The sequence below is a fragment of the Stutzerimonas sp. NM35 genome (assembly GCF_054604355.1).
Window position 1 is genome coordinate 1 of the sequence record NZ_CM137728.1, and the last position, 22,154, is coordinate 22,154.

The 22,154-nt window shown below is 59.9% G+C and carries 17 protein-coding genes, 2 tRNA genes and 3 rRNA genes; 12 read left to right on the plus strand and 10 right to left on the minus strand.

The genetic code is table 11. From position 1 onward, the window contains the following. Positions 1-115 precede the first annotated feature (115 nt). Positions 116-397, minus strand: a complete 282-nt coding sequence (locus ACYCFC_RS00005) for a hypothetical protein (protein ID WP_459652783.1) — start codon at positions 395-397, stop codon at positions 116-118. A 164-nt stretch (positions 398-561) separates the two neighbouring features. Here ACYCFC_RS00005 and ACYCFC_RS00010 point away from each other — a divergent pair. The 5 genes from ACYCFC_RS00010 to rrf all read left to right on the plus strand — a co-directional run bounded on the left by ACYCFC_RS00010 (position 562) and on the right by rrf (position 5,769). Beyond that, a 16S ribosomal RNA gene (locus ACYCFC_RS00010) occupies positions 562-2,098 on the plus strand. A 64-nt stretch (positions 2,099-2,162) separates the two neighbouring features. Then, a tRNA-Ile gene (locus ACYCFC_RS00015) sits at positions 2,163-2,239 on the plus strand. Between the two features lie 31 nt (positions 2,240-2,270). After that, positions 2,271-2,346, plus strand: a tRNA-Ala gene (locus ACYCFC_RS00020). A gap of 248 nt (positions 2,347-2,594) precedes the next feature. Next, positions 2,595-5,485, plus strand: a 23S ribosomal RNA gene (locus ACYCFC_RS00025). A gap of 168 nt (positions 5,486-5,653) precedes the next feature. After that, positions 5,654-5,769 (plus strand): 5S ribosomal RNA (gene rrf, locus ACYCFC_RS00030). The 16S, 23S and 5S rRNA genes sit together here with 2 tRNA genes alongside, the layout of an rRNA operon. Positions 5,770-5,868: 99 nt before the next feature. On the opposite strand, the gene ACYCFC_RS00035 is transcribed toward rrf, so the two are convergent. Beyond that, complete coding sequence (locus ACYCFC_RS00035) at positions 5,869-6,321, minus strand: GNAT family N-acyltransferase (RefSeq protein ID WP_459652784.1); 453 nt, start codon at positions 6,319-6,321, stop codon at positions 5,869-5,871. A gap of 401 nt (positions 6,322-6,722) precedes the next feature. Between ACYCFC_RS00035 and ACYCFC_RS00040 the strand changes: the two genes are divergently transcribed. From ACYCFC_RS00040 to ACYCFC_RS00050, 3 genes are read left to right on the plus strand one after another with little or no spacing between them, the layout of a single operon-like run. Next, positions 6,723-7,883 carry a phospholipase D-like domain-containing protein gene (locus ACYCFC_RS00040; protein WP_459653938.1) on the plus strand — a complete coding sequence of 387 codons (1,161 nt, stop codon included), beginning with the start codon at positions 6,723-6,725 and terminating at the stop codon, positions 7,881-7,883. 43 nt (positions 7,884-7,926) lie between these two features. Beyond that, complete coding sequence (locus ACYCFC_RS00045; protein ID WP_459652785.1) at positions 7,927-8,508, plus strand: DJ-1/PfpI family protein; 582 nt, start codon at positions 7,927-7,929, stop codon at positions 8,506-8,508. A 55-nt stretch (positions 8,509-8,563) separates the two neighbouring features. After that, a complete protein-coding gene (locus ACYCFC_RS00050) occupies positions 8,564-8,788 on the plus strand; it encodes a VF530 family protein (protein ID WP_459652786.1) in 225 nt (74 codons plus the stop codon). 63 nt (positions 8,789-8,851) lie between these two features. Here the strand turns inward: ACYCFC_RS00050 and ACYCFC_RS00055 are convergent, their stop codons facing one another. Then, positions 8,852-10,375 carry a fumarate hydratase gene (locus ACYCFC_RS00055; protein WP_459652787.1) on the minus strand — a complete coding sequence of 508 codons (1,524 nt, stop codon included), beginning with the start codon at positions 10,373-10,375 and terminating at the stop codon, positions 8,852-8,854. Positions 10,376-10,564: 189 nt separating this feature from the next. Then, positions 10,565-12,016: a pyruvate kinase gene (gene pyk / locus ACYCFC_RS00060; RefSeq protein WP_459652788.1), complete on the minus strand. Its 1,452-nt coding sequence runs from the start codon at positions 12,014-12,016 to the stop codon at positions 10,565-10,567. A gap of 182 nt (positions 12,017-12,198) precedes the next feature. On the opposite strand from pyk, the gene ACYCFC_RS00065 reads away from it, so the two are divergent. Genes ACYCFC_RS00065 through ACYCFC_RS00075 form a run of 3 tightly spaced genes read left to right on the plus strand, consistent with a single transcriptional unit; the run spans position 12,199 to position 13,512 of the window. After that, positions 12,199-12,576 (plus strand): tetratricopeptide repeat protein, encoded by a 378-nt coding sequence (locus ACYCFC_RS00065; RefSeq protein ID WP_181086656.1) that lies wholly within the window; start codon positions 12,199-12,201, stop codon positions 12,574-12,576. Positions 12,577-12,610: 34 nt separating this feature from the next. Continuing rightward, positions 12,611-13,039: a DUF4124 domain-containing protein gene (locus ACYCFC_RS00070; protein WP_459652789.1), complete on the plus strand. Its 429-nt coding sequence runs from the start codon at positions 12,611-12,613 to the stop codon at positions 13,037-13,039. 38 nt (positions 13,040-13,077) lie between these two features. Continuing rightward, the gene (locus ACYCFC_RS00075; RefSeq protein ID WP_181086654.1) at positions 13,078-13,512 is read left to right on the plus strand and encodes a PilZ domain-containing protein; all 435 of its coding nucleotides are present in this window, start codon (positions 13,078-13,080) and stop codon (positions 13,510-13,512) included. A 305-nt stretch (positions 13,513-13,817) separates the two neighbouring features. Here the strand turns inward: ACYCFC_RS00075 and ACYCFC_RS00080 are convergent, their stop codons facing one another. From ACYCFC_RS00080 to ACYCFC_RS00105, 6 genes are read right to left on the minus strand one after another with little or no spacing between them, the layout of a single operon-like run. Then, positions 13,818-15,149: a DUF58 domain-containing protein gene (locus ACYCFC_RS00080; protein ID WP_459652790.1), complete on the minus strand. Its 1,332-nt coding sequence runs from the start codon at positions 15,147-15,149 to the stop codon at positions 13,818-13,820. 25 nt (positions 15,150-15,174) lie between these two features. Continuing rightward, on the minus strand, positions 15,175-16,170 hold the full coding sequence (locus tag ACYCFC_RS00085) for an AAA family ATPase (protein ID WP_181086652.1): 996 nt from the start codon (positions 16,168-16,170) through the stop codon (positions 15,175-15,177). Next, the gene (locus tag ACYCFC_RS00090) at positions 16,167-17,327 is read right to left on the minus strand and encodes a DUF4350 domain-containing protein (protein WP_459652791.1); all 1,161 of its coding nucleotides are present in this window, start codon (positions 17,325-17,327) and stop codon (positions 16,167-16,169) included. The genes ACYCFC_RS00085 and ACYCFC_RS00090 overlap by 4 nt, the downstream gene beginning before the upstream one ends. Then, positions 17,324-18,859, minus strand: a complete 1,536-nt coding sequence (locus ACYCFC_RS00095; RefSeq protein WP_459652792.1) for a DUF4129 domain-containing protein — start codon at positions 18,857-18,859, stop codon at positions 17,324-17,326. The genes ACYCFC_RS00090 and ACYCFC_RS00095 overlap by 4 nt, the downstream gene beginning before the upstream one ends. After that, positions 18,846-19,829, minus strand: a complete 984-nt coding sequence (locus ACYCFC_RS00100) for a stage II sporulation protein M (protein WP_459652793.1) — start codon at positions 19,827-19,829, stop codon at positions 18,846-18,848. The genes ACYCFC_RS00095 and ACYCFC_RS00100 overlap by 14 nt, the downstream gene beginning before the upstream one ends. Continuing rightward, positions 19,826-20,533 carry an RDD family protein gene (locus ACYCFC_RS00105; protein WP_181086648.1) on the minus strand — a complete coding sequence of 236 codons (708 nt, stop codon included), beginning with the start codon at positions 20,531-20,533 and terminating at the stop codon, positions 19,826-19,828. Before ACYCFC_RS00105 ends, ACYCFC_RS00100 begins: the two co-directional genes overlap by 4 nt. 171 nt (positions 20,534-20,704) lie before the next feature. On the opposite strand from ACYCFC_RS00105, the gene sbcB reads away from it, so the two are divergent. Beyond that, positions 20,705-22,129, plus strand: coding sequence for an exodeoxyribonuclease I (gene sbcB, locus ACYCFC_RS00110; protein ID WP_459652794.1), 1,425 nt, complete (start codon positions 20,705-20,707; stop codon positions 22,127-22,129). The last annotated feature ends 25 nt before the right edge of the window (positions 22,130-22,154 follow it).

Consider the following 22,154-nt stretch of genomic DNA (forward strand, 5'->3'; position numbering starts at 1 on the left):
TTGACGGCTCGTTCTGTGGGCCTATAATGCGCACCTTCTCCGGCGCAGGCCCTTGGTAAAACCTCTTGTAAATCAAGAAGTTAGCTAAAAATAAGGGCTTGCACGGACGGCAAATTCAAGTAGAATGCGCCGGGCTGACAGGGCGGTGGTTGAGTTCTGTTGGTGCTTCGGTCGGTTCGATCGCAAGCGGTTGAAAGAGGTGGTTGACAGCGGTTTTGAACGCTGTAGAATTCGCCTCCCGCTGACGAGAGACGCTGAGTCGATCGACAGCATAAGCGGTTGAGAAGAAAGAAAAATTCTTCAAAAACAGCTTGACGAGATACAAGGCTGCTGTAGAATGCGCGGCCTCGGTTGAGACGAAAGGCTTGATCGAAACGCTCTTTAACAACTGAATCAAGCAATTCGTGTGGGTGCTTGTGAGGTAAGACTGGTAGTCAGCAAGATTATCAGCATCACAATGTACTCAACGAGAAATCATTGAGTGCTCTTCTTGAGTTTTCTTAAGAAGAGATTGCGATTGCTGAGCCAAGTTTAGGGTTTTCTCAAAACCCAAGCAGTATTGAACTGAAGAGTTTGATCATGGCTCAGATTGAACGCTGGCGGCAGGCCTAACACATGCAAGTCGAGCGGATGAGGGGAGCTTGCTCCCTGATTTAGCGGCGGACGGGTGAGTAATGCCTAGGAATCTGCCTGGTAGTGGGGGATAACGTCCGGAAACGGGCGCTAATACCGCATACGTCCTACGGGAGAAAGCAGGGGACCTTCGGGCCTTGCGCTATCAGATGAGCCTAGGTCGGATTAGCTTGTTGGTGAGGTAAAAGCTCACCAAGGCTGCGATCCGTAACTGGTCTGAGAGGATGATCAGTCACACTGGAACTGAGACACGGTCCAGACTCCTACGGGAGGCAGCAGTGGGGAATATTGGACAATGGGCGAAAGCCTGATCCAGCCATGCCGCGTGTGTGAAGAAGGTCTTCGGATTGTAAAGCACTTTAAGTTGGGAGGAAGGGCAGTAAGTTAATACCTTGCTGTTTTGACGTTACCGACAGAATAAGCACCGGCTAACTTCGTGCCAGCAGCCGCGGTAATACGAAGGGTGCAAGCGTTAATCGGAATTACTGGGCGTAAAGCGCGCGTAGGTGGTTTGTTAAGTTGGAAGTGAAAGCCCCGGGCTCAACCTGGGAACTGCTTTCAAAACTGGCAAGCTAGAGTATGGCAGAGGGTGGTGGAATTTCCTGTGTAGCGGTGAAATGCGTAGATATAGGAAGGAACACCAGTGGCGAAGGCGACCACCTGGGCTAATACTGACACTGAGGTGCGAAAGCGTGGGGAGCAAACAGGATTAGATACCCTGGTAGTCCACGCCGTAAACGATGTCAACTAGCCGTTGGGCTCCTTGAGAGCTTAGTGGCGCAGCTAACGCATTAAGTTGACCGCCTGGGGAGTACGGCCGCAAGGTTAAAACTCAAATGAATTGACGGGGGCCCGCACAAGCGGTGGAGCATGTGGTTTAATTCGAAGCAACGCGAAGAACCTTACCAGGCCTTGACATGCAGAGAACTTTCCAGAGATGGATAGGTGCCTTCGGGAACTCTGACACAGGTGCTGCATGGCTGTCGTCAGCTCGTGTCGTGAGATGTTGGGTTAAGTCCCGTAACGAGCGCAACCCTTGTCCTTAGTTACCAGCACGTTAAGGTGGGCACTCTAAGGAGACTGCCGGTGACAAACCGGAGGAAGGTGGGGATGACGTCAAGTCATCATGGCCCTTACGGCCTGGGCTACACACGTGCTACAATGGTCGGTACAAAGGGTTGCCAAGCCGCGAGGTGGAGCTAATCCCATAAAACCGATCGTAGTCCGGATCGCAGTCTGCAACTCGACTGCGTGAAGTCGGAATCGCTAGTAATCGTGAATCAGAATGTCACGGTGAATACGTTCCCGGGCCTTGTACACACCGCCCGTCACACCATGGGAGTGGGTTGCTCCAGAAGTAGCTAGTCTAACCTTCGGGGGGACGGTTACCACGGAGTGATTCATGACTGGGGTGAAGTCGTAACAAGGTAGCCGTAGGGGAACCTGCGGCTGGATCACCTCCTTAATCGAAGACATCAGCTTCTTCATAAGTACCCACACGAATTGCTTGATTCATTGCGAAGACGATTGGGTCTGTAGCTCAGTTGGTTAGAGCGCACCCCTGATAAGGGTGAGGTCGGCAGTTCGAATCTGCCCAGACCCACCAATGTTGTGTGGGGCGCAGGCTTCAAGACATTGGGGCCATAGCTCAGCTGGGAGAGCGCCTGCCTTGCACGCAGGAGGTCAGCGGTTCGATCCCGCTTGGCTCCACCACCACTCGTCGGGATAGGGTTCAGAAATGAACATTTCTGCGTAGGCAGTTGAATGTTGATTTCTGGTCTTTACCAGTATCGTTCTTTAAAAATTTGGGTATGTGATAGAAATAGACTGAGTGATCACTTTCACTGGTGGTTGTTCAGGCTAAGGTAAAATTTGCGAGTTGCTCGAGAGAGCGAAATGCGGATTTTCGGCGAATGTCGTCTTCACGTTATAGACAGTAACCAGATTGCTTGGGGTTATATGGTCAAGTGAAGAAGCGCATACGGTGGATGCCTTGGCAGTCAGAGGCGATGAAAGACGTGGTAGCCTGCGAAAAGCTTCGGGGAGTCGGCAAACAGACTTTGATCCGGAGATCTCTGAATGGGGGAACCCAGCCATCATAAGATGGTTATCACACACTGAATCCATAGGTGTGTGAGGCGAACCAGGGGAACTGAAACATCTAAGTACCCTGAGGAAAAGAAATCAACCGAGATTCCCTTAGTAGTGGCGAGCGAACGGGGACTAGCCCTTAAGTGGCTTTGAGATTAGCGGAACGCTCTGGAAAGTGCGGCCATAGTGGGTGATAGCCCTGTACGCGAAAATCTCTTAGTCATGAAATCGAGTAGGACGGAGCACGAGAAACTTTGTCTGAATATGGGGGGACCATCCTCCAAGGCTAAATACTACTGACTGACCGATAGTGAACCAGTACCGTGAGGGAAAGGCGAAAAGAACCCCGGAGAGGGGAGTGAAATAGAACCTGAAACCGTATGCGTACAAGCAGTGGGAGCCTACTTTGTTAGGTGACTGCGTACCTTTTGTATAATGGGTCAGCGACTTATTTTCAGTGGCGAGCTTAACCGAATAGGGGAGGCGTAGCGAAAGCGAGTCTTAATAGGGCGTCTAGTCGCTGGGAATAGACCCGAAACCGGGCGATCTATCCATGGGCAGGTTGAAGGTTAGGTAACACTGACTGGAGGACCGAACCGACTACCGTTGAAAAGTTAGCGGATGACCTGTGGATCGGAGTGAAAGGCTAATCAAGCTCGGAGATAGCTGGTTCTCCTCGAAAGCTATTTAGGTAGCGCCTCGTGTATCACTGCTGGGGGTAGAGCACTGTTTCGGCTAGGGGGTCATCCCGACTTACCAAACCGATGCAAACTCCGAATACCAGCAAGTGTCAGCACGGGAGACACACGGCGGGTGCTAACGTCCGTCGTGAAAAGGGAAACAACCCAGACCGTCAGCTAAGGTCCCAAAATCCTGGTTAAGTGGGAAACGATGTGGGAAGGCTCAGACAGCTAGGAGGTTGGCTTAGAAGCAGCCATCCTTTAAAGAAAGCGTAATAGCTCACTAGTCGAGTCGGCCTGCGCGGAAGATGTAACGGGGCTCAAACCAGGTACCGAAGCTACGGGTTCATCGTAAGATGAGCGGTAGAGGAGCGTTCTGTAAGCCTGTGAAGGTCAATTGAGAAGTTGGCTGGAGGTATCAGAAGTGCGAATGCTGACATGAGTAACGACAATGCGAGTGAAAAACTCGCACGCCGAAAGACCAAGGGTTCCTGCGCAACGTTAATCGACGCAGGGTGAGTCGGTCCCTAAGGCGAGGCTGAAGAGCGTAGTCGATGGGAAACGGGTTAATATTCCCGTACTTCTGGTTACTGCGATGGGGGGACGGAGAAGGCTAGGCCAGCTTGGCGTTGGTTGTCCAAGTTTAAGGTGGTAGGCAGAGATCTTAGGTAAATCCGGGATCTTAATGCCGAGAACTGATGACGAGCTTTCTTTTAGAAAGCGAAGTGGTTGATGCCATGCTTCCAGGAAAAGCCTCTAAGCTTCAGGTAATCAGGAACCGTACCCCAAACCGACACAGGTGGTTGGGTAGAGAATACCAAGGCGCTTGAGAGAACTCGGGTGAAGGAACTAGGCAAAATGGCACCGTAACTTCGGGAGAAGGTGCGCCGGTGAGGGTGAAGCATTTACTGCGTAAGCCCATGCCGGTCGAAGATACCAGGCCGCTGCGACTGTTTATTAAAAACACAGCACTCTGCAAACACGAAAGTGGACGTATAGGGTGTGACGCCTGCCCGGTGCCGGAAGGTTAATTGATGGGGTTAGCGCAAGCGAAGCTCTTGATCGAAGCCCCGGTAAACGGCGGCCGTAACTATAACGGTCCTAAGGTAGCGAAATTCCTTGTCGGGTAAGTTCCGACCTGCACGAATGGCGTAACGATGGCGGCGCTGTCTCCACCCGAGACTCAGTGAAATTGAAATCGCTGTGAAGATGCAGTGTATCCGCGGCTAGACGGAAAGACCCCGTGAACCTTTACTATAGCTTTGCACTGGACTTTGAATTTGCTTGTGTAGGATAGGTGGGAGGCTTTGAAGCGTGGACGCCAGTTCGCGTGGAGCCATCCTTGAAATACCACCCTGGCAACTTTGAGGTTCTAACTCTGGTCCGTTATCCGGATCGAGGACAGTGTATGGTGGGTAGTTTGACTGGGGCGGTCTCCTCCTAAAGAGTAACGGAGGAGTACGAAGGTGCGCTCAGACCGGTCGGAAATCGGTCGTAGAGTATAAAGGCAAAAGCGCGCTTGACTGCGAGACAGACACGTCGAGCAGGTACGAAAGTAGGTCTTAGTGATCCGGTGGTTCTGTATGGAAGGGCCATCGCTCAACGGATAAAAGGTACTCCGGGGATAACAGGCTGATACCGCCCAAGAGTTCATATCGACGGCGGTGTTTGGCACCTCGATGTCGGCTCATCACATCCTGGGGCTGAAGCCGGTCCCAAGGGTATGGCTGTTCGCCATTTAAAGTGGTACGCGAGCTGGGTTTAGAACGTCGTGAGACAGTTCGGTCCCTATCTGCCGTGGACGTTTGAGATTTGAGAGGGGCTGCTCCTAGTACGAGAGGACCGGAGTGGACGAACCTCTGGTGTTCCGGTTGTCACGCCAGTGGCATTGCCGGGTAGCTATGTTCGGAAGAGATAACCGCTGAAAGCATCTAAGCGGGAAACTTGCCTCAAGATGAGATCTCACTGGAGCCTTGAGCTCCCTGAAGGGCCGTCGAAGACTACGACGTTGATAGGTGGGGTGTGTAAGCGCTGTGAGGCGTTGAGCTAACCCATACTAATTGCCCGTGAGGCTTGACCATATAACACCCAAACAATTTGATGTTTGCGTGTCAGACGGTTGAAGTCGACAAACAAACCGAAAAGACGCATCGCTCGCAAAGCGAACCAAGACAAAGCAACAGCGCAACACAACACATCACATGCCCAATTAGGGGAAGCGACTCAACACCGACTCCCCAACCGAATTGCTTGACGACCATAGAGCGTTGGAACCACCTGATCCCATCCCGAACTCAGCAGTGAAACGACGCATCGCCGATGGTAGTGTGGGGTCTCCCCATGTGAGAGTAGGTCATCGTCAAGCTTCTACACCAAACCCCCGACCATCGAAAGATGATCGGGGGTTTGTCTTTGCGCAAAAGAAAAAAGGGTCACTTTCGCCGAAGTCCCAGCAGCAACAGCGCTAGCTCGATAGCTTGTCGCGCTGCAGCAAAACGTAGTCCTTGCCTTCACATTGGCTTCGGCGTAGCGGGTTGCGGGTGCAATGCGGGGCGAAGCCGGCATCGACAAAGCGGTAAGGTAGGTGCTCATCGCGACCTCGTGGAATGCTGAGGCGGGTAGTCTGGATGATGTCGGGTCGCGCTCCGATGTCATCGACGCGCAACCGCCTGGGATCCATGCGTCGCGCGTTCCATTCCGTGACGCTCAACCCCAGCGCCTTGTGGCGACGAGCTCGCCGCTGCCAATCACGCACAGCAATATGGCTGCAATGACTATCCAAGTCGTCGTTGTCGAGCTTGGCTTCAGCCTCTTGCAACTGCGCATTATATTCACTGCTGAACACTCGATAACACGGGGTCTGCGCTTCACGCAGGGACTCTTCGGCCTGCAGACGCTCGGCCTGCAGGTGTCCCATACCCTTCCTGATCAGCCCTGGCGGTGTAATGCATGTGGAGTGGTTACCGTAGCGACGATTCTTCGTCGAGCGATGATGTTGGCTCAGGCTAGGCAGGCGCAGTGTCACAGTGGTTACGGGACGATGATGCTTGTATGACGCCAGTGTCCGTGAGGGCTTGCGCTTGACCCGTCAGGACGCCTGCCGCAGCCTGTGCATTCGGCAGCGGACATATCAACAAGGCGCAGGTCTGACGTGTGGGCAGTTTCGGAACTCCGTGGCTCGCCGCATACCTATAGAAGGTTCCGGAGCCCTGACGATTAGTCAGCCTGCGTGGTACTCAATGGACAAGGATTTCAATGTCTTTCAGCGTTATCGGGCAACAACCACAAGGCAGCGCTTCCTTGAAGGCCTCGGGCATGATGCTCGCCGGGGAAGTCTTTCCCTGGCGCGAAGGCAATCGGTTTCGGTTGCTGATCGATGGCCCCCGCTTCTTTCCGCGTCTCCTGCAGTGCATCGATGCTGCCGAGCGGCGTGTGGACGTCGAGTTGTATCTGGTGGAGGATGGCCAGTGTGCGGAGCGTCTTGTTGATGCGCTGGTCGCTGCCGCCGCTCGGGGCGTGCGGGTACGCTGTCTGTTCGATGCTTTTGGCTGCCTCAAGCTTGGACAGGGCGCGCGTCAGCGCCTAGCCGATGGTAGCGTCGATCTGCGCCAGTACAATCCGTTGAAGTGGCGTCTGAAGTTCCGCAACCTGCACCGTGATCATCGCAAGCTGATCCTGGTCGACGATACCTGCTGCTTTGTCGGAGGCACAGGTGCGACTGACGAGTTCTGGAACCCGGAAAAGCCGCAAGAGCATTGGCATGAAACCATGGTGGAGATCCGCGGGCCATTGCTGAATGACTGGCGTCGCTTGTTCGATGCGCAGTGGGCTTTGTGCATGAGGCGCAGAATCTGGCAATTCCCGCTGCCGCAGCGGTTGCCGAAGATTCCAGTGAATCCCGAGCCTGGGGATGGCATGGGGCGGGTGGCCTACTCGGCGGCGCGTCAGCATCGCGACATCCTTCACAGCCTGATCCGGAACCTGCAGCACGCACGGACGCGAATCTGGTTCGCTACGCCTTACTTCCTGCCGACCGGCAGGGTGCGACGCGAATTGCTGCGTGCGGCGCGCCGCGGGGTCGAAGTACGCCTGTTGCTGACCAGCCGCAACACCGACCATCCTCCCATTCGCTATGCGGGCCAGCGTTACTATCCCCGCTTGTTGCGCGCCGGCGTGCGTATTTATGAATATCAGCCACACTTCCTGCACTTGAAGATGGTATTGATCGACGACTGGGTGAGTATCGGCTCGTGCAACTTCGATCACTGGAATCTGCGTTGGAACCTGGAAGCCAATCTTGAAGCGGTCGATGCCCGCCTCAGTGCCAGTGTCGCGGAGAGTTTCGAGCAGGACTTTTCGCGCAGTATCGAGATCGATTTGTGCAAATGGCATGCGCGCCCCTTGCGCATGCGCCTCTACCAGAGAATGTGGGGGATGCTGGATCGTCTGGCGATCAATATTTTCAACCGAAGTGGCTGACTTGACAGGCTACTGATCATTAACCCGACAGGAGAACGACCCGATGGCTGCGAAGAAGATTCTGATGCTGGTTGGCGATTACGTCGAGGATTACGAAACCATGGTGCCGTTCCAGGCGCTGCAAATGGTGGGTCACAGCGTTCATGCGGTGTGCCCGGAGAAGAAAGCCGGTGAAACCGTACGTACTGCAATTCACGATTTCGAGGGCGATCAGACCTACAGTGAGAAGCCGGGTCATAATTTCTCCCTGAATTTCGATTTCGCAGCCGTACGCGCCGAGGACTATGACGCACTGGTGATTCCGGGTGGTCGTGCGCCCGAGTACCTGCGTTTGAACGAGCAGGTACTGGTTCTGGTTCGCGCCTTCGATGAGGCGCACAAGCCGATTGCCGCAGTCTGTCACGGGGCGCAATTGCTGGCGGCTGCCGGCGTATTGCAGGATCGTGATTGCAGTGCCTATCCGGCGTGTGCGCCCGAGGTACGGCTGGCTGGCGGCAATTACGTGGAGATTCCGGTCGATCAGGCGCACAGCGAAGGCAATCTGGTGACGGCGCCAGCATGGCCGGCGCATCCGGCCTGGCTGGCAGGCTTTCTCAAGCTGCTGGGCACCGAGATAAAGCTGTAGGATAGCCGCCCCGTTTGCCCCATCCGTCTTCAATCACATTCCGAGAGAGCCATCCGTGAGCGCAGTCCCGAACAATCCGTTGCATGGCGTCACCCTCGAAGCCATGCTGATCGAGTTGCACGCTCGCTATGGTTGGGAGGGCCTGGCCGAGCGAGTCGACATTCGCTGCTTCAAGAGTGAGCCGAGCATCAAGTCGAGTCTGACCTTTCTGCGCCGCACGCCCTGGGCGCGGGAGAAGGTCGAGAAGCTGTTCGTCAGGTTGCGCAACGGGCGAGGCTGAGGGCCGCCAGAAAGCAGAAAGCCCGGCACAAGGCCGGGCTCTCCGTTCAGCGCGCGAAGGTCGTTACTGCACTTCCACGGCCAGGTTCTCGGCGATCTTCTGCTGCCAGATCGCGGGACCGGTGATGTGCACCGATTCGCCCTTGGTGTCGACGGCGACGGTCACTGGCATGTCCTTCACCTCGAACTCGTAGATGGCTTCCATGCCCAGCTCGGCGAAGGCCAGCACTTGGGATTTCTTGATCGCCTGGGCGACGAGGTAGGCTGCGCCGCCGACGGCCATCAGGTACACGGCCTTGTTGTCACGAATCGCGTCGATGGCGATGGGGCCGCGCTCGGACTTGCCGATCATACCCAGCAGGCCTGTGCTTTCTAGGATCTGACGGGTGAACTTGTCCATGCGCGTGGCAGTGGTCGGGCCGGCCGGGCCAACCACTTCGTCACCCACCGGGTCGACCGGGCCGACGTAATAGATGAAGCGACCCTTGAGGTCCACCGGCAGCTCTTCGCCCTTGTTGAGCATGTCGACGATGCGCTTGTGCGCGGCGTCGCGACCGGTGAGCATCTTGCCGTTGAGCAGGACGGTTTCGCCCGGTTTCCAGCTCTGTACCTCTTCCGGGGTGAGGGTGTCGAGGTTGACGCGGCGTGCCGACGGGCCTGCTTCCCAGACGATTTCCGGGTAGGCGTCCAGCGATGGGGCTTCCAGGGCGGCGGGGCCGGAGCCATCCAGCACGAAGTGTGCGTGGCGGGTGGCGGCGCAGTTGGGGATCATGCACACCGGCAAGGATGCGGCGTGGGTCGGGTAGTCCATGATCTTCACGTCGAGCACGGTAGTCAGGCCGCCCAGGCCCTGGGCGCCGATGCCCAGCTGGTTGACCTTGTCGAACAGCTCAAGACGCATTTCCTCGATCTTGTTCTGCGGGCCGCGGGCCTTCAGCTCATGGATGTCGATGTGCTCCATCAGCACTTCCTTGGCCATCACCGCGGCCTTCTCGGCGGTGCCGCCGATGCCGATGCCGAGCATGCCCGGCGGGCACCAGCCGGCGCCCATTTCCGGGACGGTCTTGAGCACCCAGTCGACGATGGAGTCGGACGGGTTGAGCATGGCCATCTTCGACTTGTTCTCGGAGCCGCCGCCCTTGGCCGCGACGTCCACTTCCACCTTGTCGCCGGGGACGATGGAGTAGTGGATCACCGCCGGGGTGTTGTCCTTGGTGTTCTTGCGCGCGCCTGCCGGGTCGGCCAGGATCGAGGCGCGCAGGACGTTTTCCGGCAGGTTGTAGGCGCGGCGAACGCCTTCGTTGATCATGTCGTCGACGCTCATGGTGGCGCCGTCCCAGCGCACGTCCATGCCGACGCGGATGAAGACGGTGACGATGCCGGTGTCCTGGCAGATCGGTCGATGACCGGTGGCGCACATGCGCGAGTTGATCAGAATCTGCGCCATGGAGTCGCGCGCCGCCGGCGACTCTTCACGCAGGTAGGCTTCGTGCATCGCCTGGATGAAGTCGACGGGGTGGTAATAGGAGATGAACTGCAAAGCGTCTGCAACGCTTTGTATCAGGTCGTCTTGCTTGATCACGGTCATGCAGCGCGTCCTCTTGGCGGGGCGGAGACGAGGCGCGCCGAGAAGGCAACCGACGCGCTCAGGTTGGAAAAATGCGCGGCAGTATAACCCGCTGTGCAAGCGCATACACAGACGGACCAAAGGCGAAGGGATATGCGTCCGGGCGGGGTAATGGCGGGGCTGGATTCGCCCCGCCTTCTGCAAGAGGTATCAGCTCAGCGAATCGCCCGCTCGCAGGATCTTCATGGTGTTGGTCCCGCCAGTACCGTGATAGGTGTCACCCTTGGTCAGGATGACCCAGTCGCCGAGCTTGATGATGTCGCGCTTGAGCAACTCATCCACAGCCGCCTGACTGACCTTGTCCGCCGGTAGTGCGGCAGGGTCGAAGGGGATGGTCTGCACGCCTCGGAACATCGCTACCCGTGCCTGAGTTTCTCGATAGGGGGAGAAGGCGAAAATAGGTACCGAAGAGCGAATGCGCGACATGATCAGCGGGGTGTAGCCGCTTTCCGTCAGGGCGATGATGGCCTTGACCCCCGGGAAATGGTTGGCGGTGTACATCGTCGCCAGCGCCGTGCTTTCGTCGCTGCGCTCGAAGCGCTGGCCGAGGCGGTGGCCGGAGCGAGTGCTGGTCGGGTGTTTTTCCGCGCCTACGCAGACCCGGGCCATGGCGGTGATCGCCTCGACCGGATAGTCGCCCGCCGCGCTTTCCGCCGAGAGCATGACTGCATCGGTGTAGTCGAGAACGGCGTTGGCTACATCGGACACTTCGGCGCGGGTTGGCATCGGACTCTGGATCATCGACTCCATCATCTGCGTCGCGGTGATCACCACCTTGTTGTAGCGGCGTGCATGCAGAATGATCTTCTTCTGGATGCCCACCAGTTCGGCATCGCCGATTTCCACGCCCAGATCGCCGCGCGCCACCATCACCCCATCGCTGGCGAGAATCAACCCGTTCAGGGCTTCGTCGTCGGCCACCGCTTCGGCGCGCTCGATCTTGGCGATCAGCCAGGCGCTGGAGCCGGCTTCGTCGCGCAGGCGGCGTGCCAGCTCCATGTCGGCGGCGTCACGGGGGAAGGAGACGGCCAGATAGTCCAGCTCCATCTCGGCGGCGAGCTTGATATCGGCCTTGTCCTTGGCGGTCAGCGCTGGTGCGGTCAGGCCACCGCCGCGACGGTTGATGCCCTTGTTGTCCGACAGCGGGCCGCCGATCAATACGGTGCAATGCAGCTCGTCGGCAGTGGCGTTGTCGACGCGCATGACCACGCGGCCATCGTCGAGCAGCAGCTCATCGCCCACGCTGCAATCCTTGATCAGGTCGGGGTAGTCGATGCCCACGACTTCCTGTGTGCCGGCATCACGTGGATGCGTGACGGAGAAACGGAAGTGATCGCCTTCGGCCAGCTCGATACGCTTGTCGGTGAATTTTGCGATACGGATCTTCGGCCCTTGCAGGTCGCCCAGAATGGCAATGAAGCGACCATGGCGCGCGGCGATGTCACGTACCAGCTGTGCCCGTGCGCGGTGTTCGTCCGGCGTGCCGTGGGAAAAATTCAGCCGGGCGACATCCAGGCCGGCCAGGATCATTTTTTCCAGCACCTGCGGCGAGCTGCTGGCAGGACCAAGGGTGGCAACGATTTTGGTGCGACGCGGGATCATCCGATTCTTCCTTCTTCTTCACAGAGTGGGCCGGAGGCTACTACGCCCCGTGGCTGTAGTCATTGTTGGTCAGCACTACTCTTTGCGGGTGGCTGAAACGGGCTCGAAATGCCGCTTCGATAGCCGAACGGATTGCAGTTTTTGCCATTGTGGTCGATAAGCCGGAATCGGAGGATTTACCCATGCGCACCTTTTTGATTCTTTTTCTGGCCACCCTCAGCGTAGGCTGCAGCAGCAGAAGCGCACTCGATCGTCATCTCGACAATGCCTACCGGCACTACGAGCAGGGCGATTGCGGCAAGGTGGCACTCGAACTGTCCCAGGCCGAGCGGCGTAGCCGCCCGCGTGACAACCTGCAGCCGGAGATCTCTCTGCTGCGCGGTCAGTGTCTGGAGCGCCAGGGACTGTTCGTCGATGCGGTGGAAACCTATCGCTTTATCCAGTCCCGCTACCCGGCCAGCGAATATGCCTTCCGTGGGCGTGCCCGGCTGGAGACCCTGCGCCAGTTGGGGCACTACCAGCCGGCTGAACAGGCGGCGACCCATGCGGCCAGGCCCTGAGCGGCCTTGAAACTGGTGGAACGGGAAGGAGCCCATGCGGAACACACTGTTATTGCTGCTCGTCCTGTTTCTGCCATCGCTGACGATGGCGCAGATTTACCGCTGGGTCGATTCCCAGGGAAACGTGCATTTCGAGGCGCGCCCGAGGCCGGGAGCCGAGCAGGTCGAAGTCAGGCCTCAGGTCATCGAGCGTGATGAGGCGACCCGCAACCGCGAGGCGCGTGCCGAACGCTTCTTCGATGCACGCCGGCAGGAGCAGCAGCGAGCCGAACAGGCGATGCGCGAGCAGCAGGCACTGCGTGAACAGGCATGTCGACAGTGGCGCGAGGAGCTGGCGAGCCTGTCCCGTGGTGGTCGCTACTTTCGCAGCGATGCAAAGGGCGAACGGGTCTACTACAGTGAAAAAGAAATAAGCGCGGCGCGACAGCAGTTGATCGACCGCATCAATGCAGGCTGCAGCTGAGGCCGGCAGCAGTCACCTTCGCGGCAGGGCAGGAACCCATGAACATGCTCAATCAGCGAAGTATCCAGCGGCACCAGTTGCCGTATTACCTCAACGTATTCAACCGATTCACCGATAAGCCGCTGGGTTTCATTGGCAATCTTTCGGAAACCGGGCTGATGCTGATCAGTCGTTATCCGATGATGACCGATGTGCGTTTCGAGATGCGCCTGAAAATTCCCGCTCAGCATGGTGAGTTGCGCTATGTCGATATCAGCGCGACCTGCCTCTGGTCCCGCGAGGATGTCACGCCAGGCAGTTTTGATTCCGGCTTTGCCCTGATTTCACCGCCCGCTGACATTCGGGTCATGATTGACGCATTGCAGCGGTACTTCAGTTTCCGCCCTGCACTGCAGATTCCTCCTGCTCGCCTGCCGCGTTCCGGCTCGTCGCCCAGCAGGGCAGAGGATGAGGATCGCTGCCACGGGACCTAGGGTCTGTTGACGTTTCGTCGCGACCGCGACGGAGCCAGTTTTTGCGCGGGGCTAGGCGCGAGACGCGAAGTTTGGTCGTCCAAATGAGCCGTTGAGCAACAACGCTCCGCGCAAAAACTGGCCCGTCCCTTTGGGTTGCGCGTCAAATGTCGCCATGCGGCGTTGCGGGACTTGGCAAGGGAGCGACCATTACCTGCGTCCCGCGCCTTGCCTGGCGACATTTGACGCTGCAACGCGGCTTGCGCCGAAACATCAACAGACCCTAGCCGACCGTTTCGCATTTCCGTGGCCGCCCCTACGAGGCGCTAGATCACGCCGCCTCTTTTCCAGGCCAGATAGCGGCTGATCAACTGCGGGCCAAGCTCATGGGGCAGGGCTTCGAGCACCGGAACGCCCTGGGCCAGCAATCGCTCATGCAGCCTGTCACGGGTGCTCAGGTAGTCCAGGGCGCCGCAATAGCTCAACGCATCCTGAAAGCCGCTTATCGACTGCTGGCGCAGGGCGTCGAGGATGGGTTCGCGCAAGCTCACCACCAGTATCCGATGCCGACCTGAAAGGCGGCGCACCGCATCGAGCAGTTCTTCATCGTCCTCGTCGCGCAGGTTGCTGAGGATGATCACCAGCGCACGGCGCTTCTGTCGTTCGAGGACATCGCTGGCCGCGCGGGCGAAGTCGGCGGGTTGCAGGGTTTCGCTAAGGTCATACACGCCGTTGAGCAGGGTAGTGAGCTGTTCTTGGCCCTTGGCGGGCGCGATGAAGCGGCGCTGTTCGGTGGCGAAGCTGCACAGGCCCAGCGCATCGCCCTGGCGCAGGGCGACATAGCCCAGCAGCAGGCTCGCGTTGAGCGCATGGTCGAAATGTGACAGGGCGCCGCCCTGGCTGCGCATGCGCCGGCCACAGTCGAGCATCAGCAGGATCTGCTGGTCACGTTCGTCCTGATATTCGCGGGCGATGGGGGTGCGTTTGCGGGCCGTGGCCTTCCAGTCGATCTGGCGCAGGGTGTCGCCCTCGCGAAAGTCGCGCAGTTGGTGAAACTCCAGGCCAAGCCCGCGGCGGGGTTGCTGACTGACGCCCAGCCGGCTCAGCCAACTGTCCACGGCCATCAGCGGTGCGCCATGCAGGCGGGTGAAATCCGGATAGACCCGCGTCTGCGATTCCAGTGGCAACAACCGCCGCTGGCGCCACAAGCCCAGCGGGCCGTACAGGCGGACCTCGCAATGGCTGGCGCTGAAGTGGCCGCGACGCTGTGGACGCACCCGATAGGTAAGTTCGGCCTGCTTGCCGGGCGCCAGTTGCAGGCTGCGCGGCAGATGCTCGAATACCATAGCGGTCGGCGGGTGATCGAAGATATCCAGGCGCAATAGCCGGGGCAGCGCGTGCCGTATCTGCAGACGTACCTCATGCCAGTGCCCCAGTGCCAGGTTGCCGGACAGGTTGCGTTGCAGCTCGGGTGAAGGCAGGCGGCGCAGGCCCAGGGCATCGAACAGGGCTGCGAGGCCCAGGCAAAGCAGCAGTCCCCACCAGGCGCTGTGGATGGCCGGATGCGCGGGCTGGCCCAGAGCCGACAGCGCTCCCAGCGGCACGGCCAGGCCGAGCAGCAGGAGCAGTGCGTGGAGCAGACGCCGGGTCGGGTTCATCGGATGTCTCGTTTGTGCGGTCGGCTCAAAGGCGTGGCGCCGTGATCTGGTCAAGCAGCTGCAGCAACAGTTGGTCCACCGACATGCCCTCCATCTCCAGTTCCGGCGAGAGCCGGACACGATGGCGTAGTACGGCCAGTGCGCAGCCCTTGACGTCGTCCGGGGTGACGAACTCACCGCCGCGCAGCAGCGCTCTCGCACGCGCGCAGCGCACCAGGGCGATGGAAGCGCGCGGCCCGGCGCCCAGGCTCAGGCCGGGCCAGTTGCGCGTCGCGCGGGCCAGACGCACGGCATAATCGAGCACCTGTTCGTCGAGGGGCATGTCGCTGGCAATCTTCTGCAGGGCCTGGACGTCCTTCGCTTGCAATAGAACACGCAGCCCGCTGATATCGAGGATGTCGGTGCGTGCCGAGCGGGTGACCTGGCGGACCAGTTCCAGCTCTTCGTCGGCCTGCGGATAATCCATGCGCAGCATCAGCATGAAACGGTCGAGTTCGGCCTCGGGCAGTGGATAGGTACCTTCCTGCTCAATGGGATTCTGCGTGGCCATTACCAGGAAAGGCTGTGGCGCGGCCAGCGCTCGGCCTTCGAGCGTGACCTGGCGCTCCTGCATGACTTCCAGCAGCGCGGCCTGGGTTTTCGCTGGCGCGCGGTTGATTTCGTCGGCCAGCAGCAGGTTGGTGAACACCGGTCCCTTGCGCAGCCTGAACTGCTCGCTGGCGAGGTCATAGACCGCGTGGCCGGTGATGTCGCTGGGCATCAGGTCCGGGGTGAACTGAATCCGTGAGAACTCACCGCCAAAACAGCGCGCCAGCGCACGCACCAGCAGGGTCTTGCCCAGCCCCGGCACGCCTTCGACCAATACGTGGCCGCCGGCGATGAGCGCGGTGAGTACGCCATCGACGATTTCCTGTTGGCCGATGACCGCCTTGTGCAGCTCCTGACGCAACGCCTGTGCCAGCTGGCTGGCGCGCTGGCGCTGGAGATCGGCATGACTGGATTCACTGGGGGTGTCGTTCATAGAGCATTCCTGAGGCGTTGCAGGCACGAAACCTGACGGGTGAATTCGGCGGCGCTGACGGGCTTGGCCGCGGGTGGGCGCAGCGCCTCGTCAATGGTTTCGCCAGGCAGGTGGCTGAGTTTCGCCAGCAGCTGGCACTGCTCGGTATGCGACAGGCAGTCAAACGTACCATGCCGTCGACGGGCTTGCCGCCGGATATCGTGTTGCAGACGGGTCAGCAGGTGCTGCTGACCCGCATGCCGGTAGAGGAAGTCCGCGCTGCCACGCAGATGTTCCTGCAGTTGGCGCTGGCCGGGCGCCGCCGGCTGCTGTCGCGGCCCGTGGCGTTGGGCCAGATGCCAGGTCGCCAGTAGCAGGGTCAGCAGCAGGGCGGCCAGTGCCTCGGGGAAATGGCGCAGCAACAGTTGCAGCAGGTTGTCGTGCCGGGCGTTGTAGACCAGGGTCACGTCGCGATCCTGGGTGAGATACCAGAGCAGCCAGGCATGGTCGTATTGGTCGATGTTGTCGTTCTGCCAGATCCAGCTGTCGGTGAGCGCCGTGATCAGGCCGTCGCCGTGGCGCAGTTGCAGCATATGTGTGGCGCCGGGGCTGTTAGCCCAGGCGTGGGCCTTGCTGTCGGCATCGTAGAGATGAAAGCGCGTATCGAAGGCCAGATAGGCTGGTGCTTCTTCGTTTTCCAGATACAGGCGGGTCAGTTGCGGCTGCTTTTCTCCATTGGCAACCGCCGTGACCGCTTTGTCATCTTCGCTGGCCTCGTACTGTTGCAGATTCAGCGCATCGAGCAGCAGATCGCCGCTGGCCCTGGCCTGCTCATCCCAGAGCCGTTCGGCAACGAAGACTAGATGTGCGCCTTTTGCGGTCCAGGCCAGCAGGCGCTGGACCTGCTGTGGCGTCATCGACTCGCGTTGGCCCAGAAACAGCAGAACCTGATTCTGAGGTTGCGTATTGAACAGGTCGACAAGGCCTTCGTCGTGGCTGATCGCCCGGCCCTGAGCGGAGAGAAACAGTCTGGCCGCCAGATAGGAATTGCGCTGCACTTCGGGGGCTGGACCGTGCTCGATCACCTCTTCATAAGGCTGCAGCCTGCTGGCGGCGAACAGCAGCAGGGCGCCGAGCAGCAGCGCCGCTGCCAGATAGACCGCATGACGCCGGTTCATGCGCTCACCTGTGGCTCGAACAGCACGTGCCACTGGCTGCAGAGTTCGTCCCGTGCGGCATCCGGTGGCAGGCGATGGCCATAGGCGAGATTGAGCCAGTGTTCGGTCAGACTTTCGGCATAGCGGGTGAGGTCCGCCTGGGTCGTTGCGCGTACCAGGTGCAGAATTTCACCTTCGGTATGGGCGCCTGTCAGCGGCAATCCGTGCTGATGCAGCAGCCGGCTGAGGAATGCCCGGTAGAGCAGCCCCAGCGCCGCGCGCGGTTCTGCGTCCCAGAGCCGTGCCACTTCGCCGGTGATGTCCGCCGGCAGGCTTTCCGGCACCACGTCGAGGCCGAACAGCAGGTCCGGGGCTGGTCGGCGGGTGATTCGCGGATTGCGCAAGCGCCCCACATGCAGCCTGATCCATTCCCGGTAACGCCACAGCGCCAGGCCGATCAGTCCGAACAGGCCGGCCCAGAGCAGGATTTCAAGCGCGCTGGCGAGGTTGTCCAGTATGCGGCGGAGGCTGTCGAACCCTGACAGGCTTTCAAGCAAACGCGCCAGCCAGCCGGGCTCATCGTCCTTCTGTTCTTCGCCAAAGCGCCAGCGCGTCACCGTTTCGTCGTTCCTGAATGGCGGCTGGGCCAGCAGTTCGGCAATCGCTGTGCTGGCGTCCTGGCTGGTCAGGGGCTGGTTGAGTAATCGCTCGTGCTCAGGTGCTGGCTCGGGTGTGTCCGCCCAAACCGCCTCTGGTGGCGTGGCGAACAGCAGTCCGGCACCGATCAGCATGACCGGCAGCAGGCTTTTCAAGCGTTCGCCCAGGCGCCGGAAACTCAGCTCCAGATCCCAGGCTTCCAGCTGGGTGCGGCGGTTCAGATAGAGGCTGAAGCCGCTGGCCACGTAGATCGGCTCCCAGACCATCAGCACCAGCACATAGAGCAGGTTGGACAGGTGTTCGAGCCAGAGCAGGTCGTCGCTGGCGTGCAGCAGATCCTGCCATTTCCAGTCGCTGAGCAACTCGGCGGGAATCAGCAGGTAGAGCAGCGCCAGCGCGCCCAGCCACAAGGCAAGCTCCAGATGCATGCCGACGATGGTCAGCCAGGTTGCGACGCCGGTATCGCGCTGCCCCAGCACGATCAGGCGTTGGCGGCGGACGGAACCGGACAATTGTTCAAGCTGTAGCACCGGCAGGTCGAAACTGCGGGTCAGGCTCAGCCGGCGCCAGGTCAGGCTGGCCAGCCATTGCGAGCGCAGCAGGCCGGGTAATGCGCGGAAGCTTTCGCCCAGCGAGGGCGTGTTGCCGAACAGGGCGCACGACAGAATAAACAGCGGCAGGCGTTCGTAGAGCGGCTTGAGCCACCAGAACAGCAATACGGCGAGACTCGGGTGCTGCCAGAGCATCAGGCTCAGCAGGACGAAAACCGGCAACGTCAGCAGCGCCCAGGAGAGCATCAGCAGGCCGGCATGGCGGCGCGCCAGCAGGATGCCGAGATCCAGTGCTTCCCAGGCACTGCGTGGGCGGATGGCTACGCTGGCATCATTCAGATGCATACCGGCTCCTGCCACCCAGGGTGAAATACAGGCCAACCAGCAGCCACAACAGCGCTCCCACGGCATATTTGACCGGCGCCGAAGTGAAGGTCATCGAGGACCAGTAGGCCTCGATGAAGGCGGCGATCAGCAACATCAGCGTGGCCCCGGCGATCAGCCGCACCGCGCGGGCCGCCGCCAGCCGCAGTGCCTCGCCATGACCCAGGTGGCCAGGCGCAATGAGCGCCGCGCCCAGCTTCAGCCCGGCGGCGCCGGCCAGGGTGATGGCGGTCAGCTCGAAGGCGCCATGGCCGATGACGAACGACCAGAACGGCTGGTGGTAGCCAATGCCGGTGAGGTGGCCGGCGATTGCGCCAATCATCAAACCGTTGAACAGCAGGTAGAACAGGGTGCCAAGCCCGAACAGCAGGCCGCCGGCGAAAGTCTGGAAGGCGATGCCGATGTTATTCATCACGTAATAGCCGAACATCACCCAGTCTTCGCCAGAACCACGGGTGCCGAATTCGCCCAGGCGGCGAGCTGCGGGGTCATACATGGCTTCCATCTGCGCGACCTGGTCGGAGCTGACGAGGCTGTATACCAGTTCGGGGAAGGCCAGAACCAGCGCGGCCATGCCCAGCAGGCTCAGGTAAAAGAACAGGCTGGCGGCCAGTACATGGCGCCATTCTTCGCGCACCAGCCGGGGAAAGCCGCCCAGCATGAAGCCCAGCAGGCGACCGCCCAGCGGGCTGCGGTGGCGGTACAGTTGCTGATGTCCGCGCTGGGCCAGTTGCTGCAGGTAATCGACCGAATGGCTGCTGTAGCCGCGCGAGCGGGCCAGGGCGAGGTGCTGGCAGAGGCGCCGGTAGGCTGCCGGAAAGTCGCTGATGGTGGCGGGTGGGCCTTTCCGTCCTTTTTCGAGGGCGTCGAGGGTGTCGCCGAAGGCATGCCACTCGGCCTGATGGCGAGCTTCGAAGTGGCTCTGCTTCATGCCGAGCCCACCAGGCTGCGGGCAATGCCGTTGAGACGCGCCTGCGCCTGTTCGGGTGTGACCTTCAGCGGCTCCGCGAGGATCGCGGCCAGCTCCTGGCGGCGCTCAGGCGAGAGGGTGGTCTGGCGTTCGGCAAAGGCGATCAGCGCGCGCTGCTCCTCCAGATCCAGCGCGAAGGGTGCTGGCTGCGGCTCGGCTTCCGGCAACTGCGGCTGCTGAAAGCCTCGCGTGTCGTAGATCACCAGGGTACCGCCGGCAAGATCGCCCAGGCGCTTGAACGAGGGATTCCACAGGCAGCACAGCGCACCGAGAAAATAACCGAACGGCAGGATATCGACGAAGCGCAGCAGGTTGCGCGTCAGCGAGGAGGCCCAGTCAACCGGGGTGCCGTCGTCATGCACGACCTTCAGCCCCAGCCAGCGCTTGCCGGGCGTCCGTCCCTGGTTGAACACCTCGAACAGCACCATGTACCACCACTGCACGAGAAACAGCAGCAGCGCGCCGGTACCCAATCCGAACTGGCCCAGCAGCTTCAGGCCAAGCCCCAGCACCACCAGCAGTGCACCGCGAATCAGCAGGTCCAGCGCGAATGCCAGCGCGCGCGGCACCAGCCCCGCCGGGCGCAGCAGCAGGTCGATGCCTTCCGGCGTCTCGACCCGGTGAGTGTTGTCCAGCAGCGCTGTGCGATTCGAAGCAGAAGACAATGACTGTGTCCGTCGAACTAATGGCGTGATGCGGGCCCGTTCCGGTTCGCAAGCGCGCATGTAAGCATTGAATGCGGCGTTCGACCAGAACCTGCAGGCATTTTTGGGCACAATGCCGCGATGCGGCGACGGACATACATGCGCCGCACTTGCTCTCTGAAGGAATCTGCCGTGACATCCAGCATCTTCTGGTACGACTTCGAAACAACCGGCATCTCGACGCGCCGAGACCGGCCCTTGCAGGTCGCGGGTATTCGCACCAACGAGGCGCTGGAGGAAATCGGCGAACCGTTGAACATCTATTGCCGACCCGCCGACGACATTCTGCCGCATCCGGCGGCCTGCCTGGTCACCGGCATCACACCGGCGATCCTGGCCGAGAAGGGACTGTGCGAGGCGGAGTTCATCGAGCGACTGCACCGCGAACTGGCACAGCCGGGCACCTGTGGAGCTGGCTACAACAGCCTGCGTTTCGATGATGAAGTGCTGCGGCATAGCTTGTACCGCAACTTCCATGATCCCTATGCGCGGGAATGGCAGGGCGGCAACAGCCGTTGGGACCTGATCGATCTGGTGCGCACCGCCTATGCGCTGCGCCCGGAGGGGTTGGTCTGGCCGCAGGAAGAAGGGCGCGTGACCCTCAAACTGGAGTGCCTGAGTCAGGCTAATGGGCTGGAGCACCTGCAGGCGCACGATGCCTTGTCCGATGTGCGGGCCACCATCGCTCTGGCCCGGTTGATACGCGAGCGACAACCCAAGCTCTATGACTATCTCTACCGGTTGCGTCGCAAGAACGCGGTAATCGAGCAGATCGAATTGCTGAAACCGCTGGTACATGTTTCCGGGCGCTTCTCGGCGGCCCGTCATTATCTGTCGGTGGTATTGCCGCTGACCTGGCATCCGCGCAATCGTAATGCACTGATCGTGTGCGATTTGAATGCCGACTGCTCGCCCCTGTTGCAAGCATCTGCCGAGGAGTTGCGTGAGCGGCTATATACGCGCCGGGAAGATCTGGATGGAAAACTTCCGGTTCCGCTGAAACTTGTGCAGGTCAATCGCTGCCCGGTACTTGCACCGATGAAGGTCTTGCGTGCAGCGGATATCGAACGACTGGGGCTGGATATGCAGTCTTGCCAGTCCAGAGCCAGCGAACTTCAGGGGCAACAGGCGCAGTGGCGTGAAAAGCTGGCTGTCATCTATCAGCAGGAAGCGTTTGAGGAAACGACAGATCCGGAGCAGCAACTTTATGATGGCTTTCTCGGCGAACGGGATCGCAGGCTCTGTGATCAGGTTCGAAACCTGGCGTCTTCGCAGGAGATGTTTGCCTTTGATGATGAGCGCCTGCCGGAACTCTATTCCCGATATCGCGCGCGCAATTTTCCTGAGTGCCTGTCGGTAGCGGAAAAAGAGCAGTGGCAGACGTTTTGCAGGCAACGTCTGAGCGATCCTCAATACGGGGCTCCCAATACGCTGGAGCAGTTCGACAGAAGCCTGCAGGAAATAATGGCGACGGCAAGCCCCGCCCAGGCCAAGTTGCTGCGCCAGTGGGCGGAGCATGCGCAAGGGTTGCGTGAGTGCTATATGCCAAGCCGCTGAAAAATCCTTGCGTTGCCATCGCCTG